This window comes from Xenorhabdus miraniensis, assembly GCF_002632615.1.
This window is the reverse complement of the sequence record NZ_NITZ01000041.1, coordinates 1-14,045: the sequence shown is the minus strand read 5'-3', so window position 1 is coordinate 14,045 and position 14,045 is coordinate 1. Positions and strand designations below refer to the sequence as shown.

At 54.8% G+C, this 14,045-nt stretch carries 20 protein-coding genes; all 20 read left to right on the top strand.

Going from position 1 to position 14,045, the window contains the following annotated elements; all coding sequences use genetic code 11:
* Positions 1–49 precede the first annotated feature (49 nt).
* A complete protein-coding gene (locus Xmir_RS20915) occupies positions 50–400 on the top strand; it encodes an HNH endonuclease (RefSeq protein WP_099115946.1) in 351 nt (116 codons plus the stop codon).
* Positions 397–603 (top strand): hypothetical protein, encoded by a 207-nt coding sequence (locus tag Xmir_RS20910; RefSeq protein WP_099115945.1) that lies wholly within the window; start codon positions 397–399, stop codon positions 601–603. The genes Xmir_RS20915 and Xmir_RS20910 overlap by 4 nt, the downstream gene beginning before the upstream one ends.
* Before the next feature lie 164 nt (positions 604–767).
* On the top strand, positions 768–1,229 hold the full coding sequence (locus Xmir_RS20905) for a phage terminase small subunit P27 family (protein ID WP_099115944.1): 462 nt from the start codon (positions 768–770) through the stop codon (positions 1,227–1,229).
* Between the two features lie 2 nt (positions 1,230–1,231).
* On the top strand, positions 1,232–2,965 hold the full coding sequence (locus Xmir_RS20900; protein WP_099115943.1) for a terminase large subunit: 1,734 nt from the start codon (positions 1,232–1,234) through the stop codon (positions 2,963–2,965).
* Positions 2,962–3,123, top strand: a complete 162-nt coding sequence (locus tag Xmir_RS26005; RefSeq protein ID WP_167386032.1) for a hypothetical protein — start codon at positions 2,962–2,964, stop codon at positions 3,121–3,123. The genes Xmir_RS20900 and Xmir_RS26005 overlap by 4 nt, the downstream gene beginning before the upstream one ends.
* Complete coding sequence (locus Xmir_RS20895; RefSeq protein WP_099115942.1) at positions 3,113–4,342, top strand: phage portal protein; 1,230 nt, start codon at positions 3,113–3,115, stop codon at positions 4,340–4,342. Before Xmir_RS26005 ends, Xmir_RS20895 begins: the two co-directional genes overlap by 11 nt.
* Positions 4,335–4,934 (top strand): HK97 family phage prohead protease, encoded by a 600-nt coding sequence (locus Xmir_RS20890; protein ID WP_099115941.1) that lies wholly within the window; start codon positions 4,335–4,337, stop codon positions 4,932–4,934. The genes Xmir_RS20895 and Xmir_RS20890 overlap by 8 nt, the downstream gene beginning before the upstream one ends.
* A 9-nt stretch (positions 4,935–4,943) precedes the next feature.
* Positions 4,944–6,167: a phage major capsid protein gene (locus Xmir_RS20885; RefSeq protein ID WP_099115940.1), complete on the top strand. Its 1,224-nt coding sequence runs from the start codon at positions 4,944–4,946 to the stop codon at positions 6,165–6,167.
* Between the two features lie 83 nt (positions 6,168–6,250).
* Positions 6,251–6,553, top strand: coding sequence for a head-tail connector protein (locus tag Xmir_RS20880; RefSeq protein ID WP_099115947.1), 303 nt, complete (start codon positions 6,251–6,253; stop codon positions 6,551–6,553).
* Positions 6,554–6,563: 10 nt separating this feature from the next.
* Complete coding sequence (locus Xmir_RS20875) at positions 6,564–6,884, top strand: phage head closure protein (protein ID WP_099115939.1); 321 nt, start codon at positions 6,564–6,566, stop codon at positions 6,882–6,884.
* Complete coding sequence (locus tag Xmir_RS20870) at positions 6,881–7,327, top strand: HK97-gp10 family putative phage morphogenesis protein (protein ID WP_099115938.1); 447 nt, start codon at positions 6,881–6,883, stop codon at positions 7,325–7,327. The genes Xmir_RS20875 and Xmir_RS20870 overlap by 4 nt, the downstream gene beginning before the upstream one ends.
* A complete protein-coding gene (gene gp17, locus Xmir_RS20865) occupies positions 7,324–7,659 on the top strand; it encodes a tail completion protein gp17 (RefSeq protein ID WP_099115937.1) in 336 nt (111 codons plus the stop codon). Before Xmir_RS20870 ends, gp17 begins: the two co-directional genes overlap by 4 nt.
* A 55-nt stretch (positions 7,660–7,714) precedes the next feature.
* Positions 7,715–8,191, top strand: a complete 477-nt coding sequence (locus Xmir_RS20860) for a phage tail tube protein (protein ID WP_099115936.1) — start codon at positions 7,715–7,717, stop codon at positions 8,189–8,191.
* Positions 8,191–8,571, top strand: a complete 381-nt coding sequence (locus tag Xmir_RS20855) for a phage tail assembly chaperone (RefSeq protein ID WP_099115935.1) — start codon at positions 8,191–8,193, stop codon at positions 8,569–8,571. Before Xmir_RS20860 ends, Xmir_RS20855 begins: the two co-directional genes overlap by 1 nt.
* A 23-nt stretch (positions 8,572–8,594) precedes the next feature.
* Positions 8,595–8,864: a phage tail assembly protein T gene (locus tag Xmir_RS20850; protein WP_167386033.1), complete on the top strand. Its 270-nt coding sequence runs from the start codon at positions 8,595–8,597 to the stop codon at positions 8,862–8,864.
* A 268-nt stretch (positions 8,865–9,132) separates the two neighbouring features.
* Positions 9,133–12,207 (top strand): phage tail tape measure protein, encoded by a 3,075-nt coding sequence (locus Xmir_RS20845; protein ID WP_244171004.1) that lies wholly within the window; start codon positions 9,133–9,135, stop codon positions 12,205–12,207.
* Positions 12,207–12,560 carry a phage tail protein gene (locus tag Xmir_RS20840; protein ID WP_099115932.1) on the top strand — a complete coding sequence of 118 codons (354 nt, stop codon included), beginning with the start codon at positions 12,207–12,209 and terminating at the stop codon, positions 12,558–12,560. The genes Xmir_RS20845 and Xmir_RS20840 overlap by 1 nt, the downstream gene beginning before the upstream one ends.
* 8 nt (positions 12,561–12,568) lie before the next feature.
* Entirely contained in the window at positions 12,569–13,306 is a 738-nt protein-coding gene (locus Xmir_RS20835) for a phage minor tail protein L (RefSeq protein ID WP_099115931.1), read from the top strand.
* Between the two features lie 87 nt (positions 13,307–13,393).
* Positions 13,394–13,849 carry a hypothetical protein gene (locus tag Xmir_RS20830; protein WP_099115930.1) on the top strand — a complete coding sequence of 152 codons (456 nt, stop codon included), beginning with the start codon at positions 13,394–13,396 and terminating at the stop codon, positions 13,847–13,849.
* 57 nt (positions 13,850–13,906) lie between these two features.
* The coding region (locus tag Xmir_RS20825) for a Mov34/MPN/PAD-1 family protein (RefSeq protein WP_208620467.1) at positions 13,907–14,045 on the top strand (139 nt) is incomplete at its 3' end.

The window sequence follows — 14,045 nt, the reverse complement described above, 5'->3', positions numbered from 1 at the left end:
CCCGGCGGGAAACTGTATCACGCTTCCCTCTATCGTGGGGTGTGGTGATATGCCACCCCGTATCCCCCGAGCCTGTCGCAAACAAGGCTGCCCCAAAACCACCACTGACCGCAGCGGCTACTGTCCTGACCACCTGCACACTGGCTGGCAGTCTCACCAGCAAGGCAAGACTAGACATGAACGCGGCTACGGCAGCAAGTGGGACAAGTTAAGGGCCAGAATCAAGGCAAGGGACAAACATCTGTGCCAGCAATGCTTACGTGAAGGCCGAGCGGTAACCGGCGTCACTGTTGACCATATCAAACCCAAAGCCCATGGTGGCACGGATGAACTGTCCAACGTGGAATTATTATGCTGGTCTTGCCATAGACGGAAGACCGCGACGGAGAGACTACGATGACAAACGAAGAACAGACCCTCCTAATGTTCAAGGGGCTGGTCGGTGAATTGCCTGATGATTACCGTAAAAACTACGCGCATTGCGTTGATGTCATTCGAAAGCTGATAACTGATTACCCCAACGGTGAGGCGTTGCTGGCGCTCGGTATGATTGGGGCAGAACAGCAGATGGAAGGTCATTGGGCGCAAGGTCAGAAACATTAGTTTCAGATGAAAACCTTGTCGACAGGGATAGTCACAAGGGGGGCGGGTCAAATCGCTACCCCTCTCGCCCTGGGGGACCGCCGCCTTCCCTCTTTTCACATCGCCGCGAAATGCAAACCTTTTTTTGGGGTGCCCCAACCGCGCCGTTTTACAGGAGAAATCACATGGCAGGACGACCGCCAACCCCGACCCACCTGCGTTTGGTGAGGGGGAACCCCTCCAAGCGCCCGATTAACACCCGTGAGCCGATGCCGGAAAAAGGGGTACCCCCTGTCCCCAAGCATTTCGGGAAAATAGGCCGGTACTGGCACGAGCGGATCGCCGGGGAACTGGATAAGGTCGGTGTGCTGACCCGTCTGGATGCGAAAGCCCTTGAATTGTTGATTGAAGCCTACGTCGAATACCGCACCCACTGTGACACGCTGGAGAAAGAAGGTTACACCTACCGCACCGATCAGGGGTTAATTAAAGCGCACCCGGCGGCAGGCATGAAAGCCGATGCATGGAAACGTATCCACACCATGCTGGGCGCGTTCGGCATGTCACCCTCCAGCCGGTCTAAGGTCAACATGGCCGGGGAAGACAAAGCCGATCCCCTGGCTGAATTTTTACACATGAGGGATTAATCATGGCAAAGGTATCAGACGGCATCCGCTACGCCGAACGGGTCGTGGCGGGGGAAATTGTCGCCGGGGAACTGGTCAGGCTCGCCTGTCAACGCTTCCTCAATGACCTGAAAACCGGCGAGGCGCGGGATATCCATTTCAGCGAACCCCGTGCCCGGCATATCCTGAATTTTTACAAATTCGTGCCCCACGTCAAAGGGGCGCTGGCAGGCAAGCCCATTGACCTGATGGACTGGCACATTTTCATTCTGATTAACCTGTTTGGCTTTGTGCGTCCGCTGGTCGATGAGTCCACCGGCGAGGTAGTCTTGCGCAATGACGGCAGCGGGCGGCCGGTGATGGTGCGCCGTTTCCGCACCGCCTATAACGAGGTGGCACGCAAGAACGCCAAATCCACCCTGTCGTCCGGTATCGGGTTGTACATGACCGGCGCAGACAGCGAGGGCGGGGCGGAAGTTTATTCGGCCGCCACCACCCGTGATCAGGCGCGCATTGTCTTTGAGGATGCGAAGAACATGATCAAACAGGCCAGACCTTCATTGGGCAGGCTGTTTGAGTTCAACAAGCTGGCGATATATCAGGAACAATCGGCCTCCAAATTTGAGCCGCTGTCCAGTGACGCCAATAACCTGGACGGCCTCAACATCCATTGCGGCATTGTCGATGAGCTGCACGCCCACAAGACCCGCGATGTCTGGGACGTACTGGAAACTGCCACGGGTGCCCGGCTGCAATCGCTGCTGTTCGGCATCACCACGGCGGGCTTCAACAAGGAAGGGATTTGTTACGAGCTGCGTGACTATGCCGTCAAGGTTCTGCGTGGTCAGGTGGAGGATGACACCTTCTTTGGTCTTATCTACACCCTCGACAAAGAGGACGATCCCTTTGATGAAACCGTCTGGCAGAAAGCCAATCCCGGACTGGGGATCTGCAAGCGCTGGGATGACCTGCGGCGGCTGGCGAAAAAAGCCAAAGAACAGGTCTCAGCCCGGCATAACTTCTTCACCAAGCACATGAATTTGTGGGTCACGGCGGAATCAGCGTGGATGGACATGCTGAAATGGGATGACTGTGAACCGATTGCCCCGCCGCATGAGCTGAAAACCTACCCGCTGTGGGTCGGGGTGGATTTGGCGAACAAGATTGACATCTGCGCCGCCGTCAAGGTGTGGCAGGCGAGCAACGGTCATGTTCATGCCGACTTTAAGTTCTGGCTGCCGGAAGACCGGATGGAACGCTGTTCCCGGCAGATGGCGGAGCTGTACCGCAAATGGGGGGAGATGGGCGTCCTCACCCTGACCGATGGCGAAGTGGTGGATCACGGCCAGATAAAGGAAGAGCTGCAACACTGGGTCAGCGGTGAAAACCTGAAAGAAATCGGCTTTGACCCGTGGAGCGCCACCCAGTTCAGCCTGGCACTGGCGGAAGAGGGATTACCCCTGATTGAAGTTTCCCAGACCGTGCGCAACCTGTCGGAGGCCATGAAAGAGGTTGAGGCGCTGGTCTACAGCGGCAAGTTCCATCACAACGATCACCCGGTCATGAACTGGATGATGGCTAACGTCACCGCCAAACCGGACAAGAACGACAACATTTTTCCCAACAAATCCACGCCGGAAGCCAAGATAGACGGTCCCGTTGCCCTGTTTACCGCCATGAGCCGCTTATTGGTGAACGGGGGAGGCGGTCCCGACTTCCTTTCCAGCCTCGATCCGGATGACCTTTTAATGCTATGAAAAATTTACTGATTGACCTCACAGCGCTGGCGGGCGTCGGGGCGGTGCTGGCCGGCTGTTACCTTAAGTCCGGGCTGGCGAACACCCTGATCCTCGGGGGCGTGGTGTTCATTGTCTATGCACTGGCGGTCGCCAAAAGGGGGAAACATGCTGCTTGATGCCCTGTTTCGCCATGCTTCACTGGAAAATCCCCGCACCCCGCTGACAGCAGAAGCGGCTGACCATGACGGCCTGTTCAGTGCCGATGTGTATGTCAGTCCGGAAACGGCCATGAAACTGGCCGCCGTCTACGCCTGCATTTATGTGCTCTCGTCCTCCGTGGCGCAAATGCCGCTGCATGTGATGCGCAAAACCGGAAAATCGGTGGAGATGGCGCGTGACCACCCGGTGTTTTATCTGGTGCACGATGGGCCGAACGACTGGCAGACCAGTTACAAATGGCGGGAGCTGAAACAGCGCCATGTCCTCGGCTGGGGCAATGGTTATACGTGGATAAAACGCAACCGCAAGGGGGAGGTCGTCAGTCTGGACGCCTGCATGCCGTGGGAAACCACCCTGCTGAACACGGGTGGGCGCTATACCTACGGGGTCTACAACGACGAGGGCAGTGTGGCGATCAGCCCGGACGACATGATCCATATCCGGGCGCTGGGCAATCACCAAAAAATGGGCTTAAGTCCGATTCTGCAACATGCGGAAACCATCGGTATGGGCATGAGCGGGCAGAAATACACCAGTTCATTTTTTGGCGGCAATGCGCGCCCGGCGGGGATTGTGTCCGTGAAAGGGGAGATCTCAAAAGACGGCTGGGAGCGCCTGAAAAGCCTGTGGCAGAAAGCGTCAGCCGCCTTGCGCAGCGAGGAAAACAAAACCCTGCTGATGCCGGCGGATCTGGATTACAAGGCGCTGACCGTTTCCCCGGTGGATGCGCAGCTCATTGACATGCTGAAACTTAACCGCTCGATGATAGCGGGCATTTTCAACGTCCCGGCCCACATGGTTAATGACCTGGAGAAAGCGACCTTTTCCAATATCAGTAATCAGGCCATCCAGTTTGTCCGCCACACGGTGATGCCGTGGGTGGTGAACTGGGAGCAGGAACTGAACCGCCGCCTGTTTAGCCGTCAGGAGCGGCTGGCGGGATTTTATGTCCGCTTCAATCTGGCGGGGTTGTTGCGGGGGACACCGCAGGAGCGCGCCCAGTTTTACCACCTCGCCATTACCGATGGCTGGATGAGCCGCAATGAGGCACGAACCTTTGAAGACATGAACCCGGTGGACGGGCTGGATGAAATGCTGGTGAGCGTCAATGCTGCCAACCTCATCAATCCCCCGCCATCCCCTGAACCCAAACACGAGGACAAAACCGATGCGTGACAGAGAACTGCGCTGTTACCCCGGTGAGGTGCGCACTGACACCCAAGAGAGCCAGCCGACACGCATTGTCGGTTACGGCTCGGTGTTTAACAGCCGCTCTGAACCGCTCTGGGGCTTTCGCGAAATCATCAAGCCCGGGGCTTTTGACGCGGTACTGAAGGATGACGTGCGCGGACTGTTTAACCATGACCCCAATTTTATTCTGGGGCGCAGTACCGCGGGGACACTCACGCTCGCCGTGGATGAACGCGGGCTGCAATATGACATTCAGGCACCGGATACGCAGACGATACGGGATCTGGTGCTGGCCCCGATGCAACGGGGCGATATCAATCAAAGCTCGTTTGCCTTCCGGGTCGCCCGTGACGGGGAACACTGGTACGAGGACGAGGAGGGGATTGTTATCCGGGAAATCACCCAGTTTTCCCGGTTGTATGACGTCAGCCCGGTGACCTACCCGGCGTATCAGGCAGCGGATTCGGCCGTCCGCGCAATGAACCAATGGAAAGAAGCCCGGAACAGCGGCGTTCTCCAGCAGGCCATCAACCAAAAACAGGCGCGTGAGCGCATTTTAACTTTACTGAGTATTTAGGACGGGATCATGAAATTGCATGAACTGACACAACGCCGTAACACTATCGCGGCTGAAATGCGCGCCCTGCATGAAAAAATCGGGGACAACGTCTGGACGGAAGAACAGCGCACTGAGTGGCATAAAGCCAAAACGGAGCTGGACACGGTCAACGAGCAAATCCAGCGCGAGGAGTCGTTGCGCAGTCTGGATCAGCAACTGGTGGACAACACTGAGCCGGAACAGCGCTATCAGCCAGCTAACCCTGAAACCGAACAGCAGGAGCGCCGCGTGGCTGCCTTTGATAAGTTTCTGCGCCACGGGTTGGGAGAAATGACCGCCGAAGAGCGTCAGGCCGTGCGGGAGCTTCGCGCACAGGGTGTTTCCCCCGATGAAAAAGGCGGCTACACCGTGCCAACCCAGATGCTGAACAAGGTGGTTGAGGCCATGAAAGCCTACGGCGGGATCGCCAGTGTGGCGCAAATCCTCAGCACATCCACCGGGCAGACCATCGAATGGGCCACCGCGGACGGCACCACGGAGGAAGGGGAACTGCTGGGTGAAAACACCGCCGCCAGCGAAGAAGACACCGAGTTCGGCACCGCTTCTCTCGGGGCGAAAAAGCTGTCCTCCAAAATCATCCGCGTCTCGAATGAGCTGTTGCTGGATTCCGGTATTGATATGGAAGCCTATCTGGCGAAACGGATTGCCGAGCGCATCGGGCGCGGGGAGGCTAAATATCTGGTGAAAGGGACCGGAACGGGCAGCCCGCAGCAACCTAAAGGGCTGGCGGCTTCGGTCACGGGCACGGTGGAGGCGGCAGCCAAATTCAGCTGGAAAGACATGAACGCCCTGAAGCACGCTATTGATCCGGCATACCGCAACACCGGAACCTTCCGCTGGGCGTTCAATGACAGCACGCTGAAAATCATTACTGAAATGGAGGATGGACAGAACCGTCCGCTGTGGTTGCCTGAGATTGCCGGGGTGGTCCCCTCCACCATATTGGGGGTGCCCTATGTTATTGATCAGGCGATTGCGGACATGGGGGCAGGCAATAAGTTCATTTACTGCGGCGACTTTAACCGCTTTATTGTGCGCCGCGTGGCCTACATGACCCTGAAACGGTTGGTTGAACGCTATGCAGATTACGATCAGACCGCCTTTTTGGCGTTCCATCGCTTCGACTGCCTTCTGGAAGACACGGCCGCCATCAAGGCACTGGTCGGCAAGGGGACCGCTTCCGCGGGTTAATTCCCCGTCATGAAACCCACGCCGCGTAATGCGGTTTTTTTGTGCCTGCGATCAGCCACGGTCGCGGGCAGACAGGAGGTGATGTGCCTTTTCCTACCCTTGAAAAACTCCGGCAGCAGTGCCGTATCGACAGTGATAACCACACCGAAGATGATTTATTAGACACGTATTCCCGTGCCGCCATTAAACGGGCAGAAAACTACCTGAACCGCCGTCTGTATGAGGACGCGGTGCCGGAGGCTGACCCTGACGGGCTGTTAGTCACAGAAGATGTGGCCTTGGCGATTATGCTGACGGTCAGCTACTGGTATGAAAACCGGGAGGCGCAGGCATTACCCACCGGCTTTAAGGCCCTGCTGGAGCCTTACCGTTTTATTCCGTTATAGGAGAACCCCCATGAAAGCAGGCAGATTACGCCACCGCATCTTGTTGCAGCACTTTGTCCAGATCACATTACCGTCAGGTCAGCGCAGGCAGGAATGGCAGGATGTCGCCACGGTCTGGGCGGAGGTCAGGCACATTAGCGGGCGGGAATTACTCGCTTCGGGGGCGGCACTGTCAGAAACCACAGTACGGGTCTGGCTGCGTTATCGTCCCGATGTGACCAGTGCATTTCGTCTGGTGTTCCGGGGGCAGGTTTATGACATTCAGGCGGTGATCCCTGACCCGAAACGCATCCAGCTTGAACTCTTATGTAAACAGGGAGTAAAAGCATGATTAACACCCAGCTGGATTTTTCCGGCTTACAGGCGATAGTGAAGGATCTTGAAGTACTCAGCCGGGCCGAAAATAATCAGGTCCTGAGAAAAGCCACTTATGCCGCGGCGTCAGTACTGCGTGATGAAGCCCGGGTCAAGGCACCGAAACGCACAGGCAAACTGGGCCGTAATATCGTGGCGGCCAATCGGCGAACGCGAAACGGTGAAGCCTCTGCGGGGGTGTATGTGCGGGGGTCTAATGCCAAAGGCACCAACAGCGACCCCACAATGAAGCAGGATGATCCGCGCAATGCCTATTACTGGCGCTTTCTGGAGTACGGCACCTCCAAGATGGCCCCGAAACCCTTTGTGCGTCCGGCGTTTGATGCCAAATCCGATGCAGCGGCGGAATTTGCAATGAAACGGCTGAATCAGGCGATTGATGAGGCATTGTCAAAATGACTGAGGCTGATATTTTCCCATTGTTAGCGTCGATATTGCCGGAGCAGGTCTTTCCCTATGTGGCGCCGCAGCTGGAGCCGCCGGTGAGGCCGCCGTGGTGTGTCTTTTCGCTCTACGGCATTGATCAGGATGTGCTGAACGGGCAGGCGGGCCAGCTCAATACCCTGCAAATTGATGTCTACGCGTTAACCATTGATGAGGCGCGAATGATACGGGACAAAGCCCGGTCAGCGATAGCCGGACTTCACCCCACCGAACTGAGCGAAACGAACGGCTATGAGCCGGATACCGAACTTTACCGCGCCACACTGGAATGCCAGATCTGGCAGTAGATAACCCTTTCATGACACCGCCTGCGGGCGGTTTTTTCTTTCTGGAGAGTCCGTTATGAGCAGTAAATACGAAAAGGCGCAGGGCACGAAAGTCAGCATTTCGGCCATGGCAGCCAAAGAGCCCAACCCCAAAGAGGCGGTCTGGCAACAAATCGACTGTACCACCAAGGAGATCAGTTACACCGGCGGGCAGAAGTCCGACATTGAAGTCACCACCCTGTGCTCCACTGAACAGGAGATGACCAACGGTCTGGCGGCACCGGGGGAAATTACCCTGTCCGGCAACTGGTCAGCCGATGAGGCCGGGCAGAATACCCTGCGCAACGCCTACGACACCGATGAGCTGCACGCCTTTAAGGTGGAATTCCCCACCGGCAATGGGTATGCCTTTCTGGCTGAGGTGCGCCAGAATTCGTGGAGTGTGTCTGCCAGCGGACTGGTGACGGCCAGTTTCACCCTGCGGCTGAAAGGCAAGCCAGTCCCCCTGAAACCGATCACACTTCCCCTCACTAAAGACACAGGAACGCACTGATGACAAAGAAAAAACCGGATTTACGCGCGCTGGCACTGGCCCCGAATGCGGGCTTTCGCAGTAAAACCGTCACCGTAGCGGAATGGGACGGGGTCGTGGTCACCTTGCGCGAACCGTCAGCGGGGGCGTGGGGACAATGGCAGGACACCATTACCCCGCAGGAGGAAGAACAAGCCTTGTCGGCGGCGGAGAAAACCCATCGCAATGTGCGCGGGGACGTGGTGCTGTTTATTGACGTGCTGCGGGATGAAGACGGCGATCCGGTCTTCACCCCCGATGATGCCGATATTGTGGCGGGCATTTATGGTCCGGTGCATTCTCGTCTGCTGCATCAAGCACTGGATCTGATGACGTCACAGGCGGATGCGGAAAAAAAGTAAAGGCACCTGCCACCTTCTTTATGATGACACTGGCGCTGCGGCTCGGCAAAACCCTGTCTGAGCTGCAACGGGAGATGAGCGCCAGTGAATGGCTGTTGTGGCTGGAATACGACCGCCTGAGTCCGTTGGGGGATCAGCGCAGTGACATTCAGGCGGCGCAAATCGCCTCTGCGGTCTATCAATCGCAGGGCGTAAAAGTCAGTCTGCATGATGCCCTGCTGCAATGGGGTGAGCCGGACACTGACCCTGACGGCGCTTCCGGTCTGGAAGCCTTTTTATCTACCCTGACCTGAGTAATTTTCTATGGCAAAACTGCGTGAACTGATTATTAAAATCTCAGCCAACTCGGCCTCGTTTCAGTCTGAAATTGCCCGCGCCTCACGGATGGGGGCGGAGTATTACCGGACGATGGAGAAAGGGGGGCGTCAGGCGGCTGCGGCCACCCGTCACAGCCAGCAGGCGCTGCGGGAGCTGAATAACCAGTTGCTGTCCGCCAAGAATGCCGCGGCGGGCATGGCCGGCGCCTTTGCCGGGATGTTTGCCACCGGCCGCCTGATCAGCATGGCCGACAATTACAATTCCCTGAATGCCCGTATCAAGCTGGCGACGACCTCCACGGAGGATTTTACCCACGCGCAGCGGGAATTAATGCGGATCAGCCAGTACACCGGTTCCACCTTTGAATCCAACGCCGGGCTGTTTTCCCGTGTATCCAGCTCACTGCGTGAATACGGGTATTCGACCCAAGATATTCTGTCCCTGACGGACGCCTTGGCCACTGGCTTGCAAGTGTCCGGCGCTTCCGCCGAAGAGACGTCATCGCTTATCGTCCAGTTATCACAGGCACTGGGGCGCGGCGTGCTCCGGGGGCAGGACTTTAACTCGGTCGCCCAGTCGGGACAACGGATCATGAAAGCCCTGTCCGATGGACTGGGGGTCGCCCAGAAAGACCTGAAACAACTGGCGGATGCGGGCGAGCTGACGACACCAAAAATTGTACCCGCGCTGATTGGTCAGTTGAAGACCCTGCATGACGAGTTTGATTCGATGCCGAACAGCGTGAGCGCCGCTTCAACGCGCGTCACAAATGCGTTTCAGCAATGGGTAGGGGAAGCCAACAAGACCACCGCGGTCACGGCAACCCTCTCCGGGGTGCTGGATGGGGTGGCGAAAAATATGGATACCGTTGCAGCGGCGGGCGGGATACTGGTGGCCGTCGGGGCGGCGCGCTTCTTCGGCGGGATGGTGACCGGGGCGGTGACGGCGACCGGCCGGATACTGGAAACCTACCGCGCTGAGGTGGCGCTGGCAGATGCTCAGGTCAGGGGCACCCAGATTGCGACTGCCCGGGCAAGGGCGGCGGTGTACCGGGCACAACGGGCACTGGTGGCTGCCCAACATACCGATAAGCAGGCGCTGGCCGAAACCCGGTTAGCCCAGGCACAAGCCCGGCTCAGTCGAAATATTGATGCCCGGACCGCCGCCCAAGACAGGCTGAACAAGGTCACCTCACTGGGGTCGCGATTGATGGGGGGCGCTCTGGGATTGATTGGGGGGTTACCCGGTCTTGCCATGCTGGCGGGATCTGCCCTCTATTATCTGCATCAAAGTCAGGAACAAGCCAAGCAATCCGCCTTGGAACTGGGGAAAAATACCGATCTGCTGATTGAATCGCTGAAGACCATGAATTCGCTGGAGATTAAAAAGCGCATTTTTGACACCCAAGATCAGGTATCAGATCAGAAAAAAGCCATCGAAGCCCAAACCCAGTTAGTCGAAGCCCGAAAAATGGCGATGGAGCGCGCGCGGATTGTCGCTGAAAAAGGGGTGAAAACCCTTTACTCCTCATCGCCGACTGAACAGCTCACTGAGGCTATCCGGGTTTATAACAACGAAGTGAACAATCTGGCTATTATGCAGGCGGGGTTAGGTAATAAGCAGCGAGAGCTAAATATGTTACAGGCCAGCCAGACAGGCCTGCTTCGTGACAATTATGTAGAAATGCTCAATACCCGCGATATTTTGCCGATGCTGACGCTGGCGGGGTCGGATTTTAATAAGGTGTTATCGGCGGGTAACCGTTTGTTGCAGGAACGGATGACCTTAACCCCGGTTCCCTTTGCGCTGCCTCCGGCTCCTCTGGATGATAAGCAAAAGGATTTTCTTAATAAATCTGAACGTGACCTGGCACTTTCAACGTTACAGGGGGAAGCCCGGGTCAAAAAACAAGCGGAGTTTGCCGCCGAGGATCAGGGACTCAATACGCCCCAACATCGGGATAATTATCAAAAATACATCAATAATGCGATAGCCATCTACCAAAATGGTGAAAAAGCCAAAGCCGCGCAGGCAGCGGCGTCAAAAGCCGCGAGTGAAGCCGCTAAAGCCGCCCGGGAAGCGGCAAAAGTCGTGGAAGATTACGCCAGTAAAGTAGCCGAACTGAACACACAACTGGCAACCGAAGCGATTCGGTACAAGGACGGTAACGCGGCGGCCGAACTGTTCGCTGCTTCTCAAGGTAACGTGACTAAGTTCACCAAGGAACAGAACGACCATCTGAACCAGCTCAACCAGAGACTGGCAGAAACCAAGCAACGTTATCAGGACTTACAAGCTGCCATAGACGCTGACCCGTTCCGCAATGTTGCTAAAAGAACCAAGGAAGCTACAGAGCAGCTACAACGGCAGAATGCGGCCGGTCAGATTGAATCACCCGCTGAATACACCTATCGGGAAGGTGAAATATGGAAAGACGAAGTCAAGGGTAATGCAGAGGCCAGCCAGAGATACGCGGTATCGGCTGATAAAGACCTGTTGGGGGATATTGATCCGATACAGGATTTGGAAAACCAGCTTGAGCGCAAAAAGGCACTTTATCAGTCCTATGCTGATTCGACGGTTATCAGTGAACAACGCAAAAACGAGTTGATCCTTGCTGCTGAACGCGATACCGACGCCAAACGATTTGAGGCGGCCAAACAGGTGTTTGCCAGTCAGGGTGATTTGCAGTCACTCGCGGTGACGATGTTTGAGACCACACAGGAGCGCATGGGCAATATGGTCACTGGCCTCTTGACCGGGACTAAATCCCTGAGAGAGGGGATGTCGGAAATGTTCGCATCTCTGGCTCAGGATGTGATTAAAAGTCTGGTTAAAATGGCCGCACAGGCCCTGATCACCAACACCATCATGAAGGGCATGGGGTCGATGGGCGGCGGTGGCATGTTCAGTGGCTTTACTTCCCTGTTCACCCAAAACGCCAAGGGTGGCGTCTATACCTCGGCAAACCTGAGTCAGTACAGCGGGCAAATCGTCAGCAGTCCGACCCTGTTTGCTTTTGCCAAAGGGGCAGGGCTGATGGGGGAAGCGGGGCCAGAAGCGATTATGCCCCTTGCCAGAACCAGCAATGGCAATTTGGGGGTCAGACTGGTTGGAGCCAATCTGCCCAATTCAGGGGCAGCACCGCAGGTTCATATCACCATTCACAATGAACAGACAACGCAAACCACTTCACCGGGCTGGGAGCAATTCGGGAGTGAAATTGGGCGTTTTGTCGAACAACGTTACCGGGAGTTAATCGGTCGTGACTTGGGACAAGGCGGCATACTTAACCGGGCAATCAAAGGGGGGCGATAATGAAACTGGAAGAATTTACTTATATTCCGCGTGTCAATCCGACAGGGGATATTACCCAGAAAGTGCGCTCTGTGCAGTTTGGTGACGGATACACCCAACGGAGCGGGGACGGCATTAACAGTGAGCATCAAAGCTGGACATTAAGTTTTGTGGGTAACAAGCAATACATTGATGGCATTCGGCAATTTTTGGCCCGTCATGGCGGATATCGCACATTTAAGTGGAAGAATCCTCTTTTGGATACAGGGCTGTATGTTTGCCGGGGGCATAAGATTACGGCAATGGGCATGAATGGCATGAACGAACAAATGTACCAACTCTCTGCGGTATTTGAAACCACCTATCAACCTTAGGATATCTTATGGCAATCAATGTAGATCTCCAGCGCCTTGAGCCGGGGAACAAGGTTTTATTGTTCTCAGTTGATGGCTCAGATTTTGGTGGGCCAGAGCTATATTTTCATAATCATCCCATTCCTTACACCGAAGCGGAATTGGTGGGTTCGGACGACCTGCCGATTAAATCCATTTGGTGGCAAGGGGTGGAGTATAAGCCGTGGCCGGTTGAAATCCGGGGCTTGGAAATTGTCAGTGATGGCAGGGCGGCCACACCCTCGCTAAAAGTCTCCAATATCGACGGAACTATCAGCGCACTGTGTCTGGCTTATCAAAATATGGCGCAGGCGCGTGTCACTATCCGTATGACTTTTACGCATTATCTGGATGCCCATAATTTTCCCGAAGGGAACCCAGAAGCCGATCCCACACAGGAAAAAATTGACGTTTTCTATATTGACAGCAAGACCCATGAGGACAATGAAAGCGTCCAGTTTGCCTTGTCTTCACCCGCTGACTTACAGGGTATTCAAATTCCGACGAGACAGATTCATAGTCTGTGTACGTGGTGTATTCGCGGACTGTATAGAAAGTCACCTTGTAACTATACGGGCACCCGGTATTTTGATGAAGACGGTAACCCAACCGATGATCCGTCGCGGGATGCGTGTGGTGGACTAATGAGTGATTGTAAAGCTCGATATGGTGAAGAGTCCCAATTGCCATTTGGTGGCTTTCCCGGTTCTGCACTATTAAGGCGGTGATAAATTGTAGCATTTATCTACTATGATGTAGTTGATTTGCATCTAGCTATTGCTATTATTGGCAAAATTAATGATAGAGGGTAAGTAATGAAAAAATCATTTTTCTCTGTGGTCTTACTTTTGCCAAGCCTTTTATTGACTGGTTGTATAAATGGTTCTGTGGGCAATCAACCCCCACATCCTGAAAGAAAGCAAGAGCCGTCATTGATGTCAAAAATTGATTTTAGCAAGGCTGATTATGGCTCTGAGCCTAGCAACTATAAAAATCTTGTTAAAAGTCATTTTGAAACAATTTTAAAAGATCCAGCATCGGCCAAGTATTCTAATTGGACGAAACCAATGAAAGAAGTGATGATTCAGAATAAACTTCCTGTATTTGGCTATTCATTGTGTGTAAACGTGAATGCCAAAAATTCATATGGTGGATACACAGGAAATCAATTGTATTGGGTGTTTATAAAAAACAATCAGGTTGAGCGAATTCAAGATACAACGCAATTTCCATATAAAAGAATTTTTATTGGTCATAATATAACGTGTTAAATTTATAATTCGGAAAATTAGCCCCTGCATGGGGCTTTTTTTTGCTATGGAGTTTACATGCGTCCGCACATTATTCAATCCATCATGGATCACGCGCAGGCCGAATACCCCAATGAATGTTGCGGGCTGGTTATCCAGAATGGACGAAGGCAGGAGTATGTTCCCTGCCGCAATACCGCCCCTTCCCCAACAGAGC

What these genes read in the sequence shown, in the direction of transcription:
- Xmir_RS20915 (WP_099115946.1), top strand. Translation starts at nt 50, where the DNA reads ATGCCACCCCGTATCCCCCGAGCCTGTCGCAAACAAGGCTGCCCCAAA.
- Xmir_RS20910 (WP_099115945.1), top strand. Translation starts at nt 397, where the DNA reads ATGACAAACGAAGAACAGACCCTCCTAATGTTCAAGGGGCTGGTCGGT.
- Xmir_RS20905 (WP_099115944.1), top strand. Translation starts at nt 768, where the DNA reads ATGGCAGGACGACCGCCAACCCCGACCCACCTGCGTTTGGTGAGGGGG.
- Xmir_RS20900 (WP_099115943.1), top strand. Translation starts at nt 1,232, where the DNA reads ATGGCAAAGGTATCAGACGGCATCCGCTACGCCGAACGGGTCGTGGCG.
- Xmir_RS26005 (WP_167386032.1), top strand. Translation starts at nt 2,962, where the DNA reads ATGAAAAATTTACTGATTGACCTCACAGCGCTGGCGGGCGTCGGGGCG.
- Xmir_RS20895 (WP_099115942.1), top strand. Translation starts at nt 3,113, where the DNA reads ATGCTGCTTGATGCCCTGTTTCGCCATGCTTCACTGGAAAATCCCCGC.
- Xmir_RS20890 (WP_099115941.1), top strand. Translation starts at nt 4,335, where the DNA reads ATGCGTGACAGAGAACTGCGCTGTTACCCCGGTGAGGTGCGCACTGAC.
- Xmir_RS20885 (WP_099115940.1), top strand. Translation starts at nt 4,944, where the DNA reads ATGAAATTGCATGAACTGACACAACGCCGTAACACTATCGCGGCTGAA.
- Xmir_RS20875 (WP_099115939.1), top strand. Translation starts at nt 6,564, where the DNA reads ATGAAAGCAGGCAGATTACGCCACCGCATCTTGTTGCAGCACTTTGTC.
- Xmir_RS20870 (WP_099115938.1), top strand. Translation starts at nt 6,881, where the DNA reads ATGATTAACACCCAGCTGGATTTTTCCGGCTTACAGGCGATAGTGAAG.
- gp17 (WP_099115937.1), top strand. Translation starts at nt 7,324, where the DNA reads ATGACTGAGGCTGATATTTTCCCATTGTTAGCGTCGATATTGCCGGAG.
- Xmir_RS20860 (WP_099115936.1), top strand. Translation starts at nt 7,715, where the DNA reads ATGAGCAGTAAATACGAAAAGGCGCAGGGCACGAAAGTCAGCATTTCG.
- Xmir_RS20855 (WP_099115935.1), top strand. Translation starts at nt 8,191, where the DNA reads ATGACAAAGAAAAAACCGGATTTACGCGCGCTGGCACTGGCCCCGAAT.
- Xmir_RS20850 (WP_167386033.1), top strand. Translation starts at nt 8,595, where the DNA reads ATGACACTGGCGCTGCGGCTCGGCAAAACCCTGTCTGAGCTGCAACGG.
- Xmir_RS20845 (WP_244171004.1), top strand. Translation starts at nt 9,133, where the DNA reads ATGGCCGACAATTACAATTCCCTGAATGCCCGTATCAAGCTGGCGACG.
- Xmir_RS20840 (WP_099115932.1), top strand. Translation starts at nt 12,207, where the DNA reads ATGAAACTGGAAGAATTTACTTATATTCCGCGTGTCAATCCGACAGGG.
- Xmir_RS20835 (WP_099115931.1), top strand. Translation starts at nt 12,569, where the DNA reads ATGGCAATCAATGTAGATCTCCAGCGCCTTGAGCCGGGGAACAAGGTT.
- Xmir_RS20830 (WP_099115930.1), top strand. Translation starts at nt 13,394, where the DNA reads ATGAAAAAATCATTTTTCTCTGTGGTCTTACTTTTGCCAAGCCTTTTA.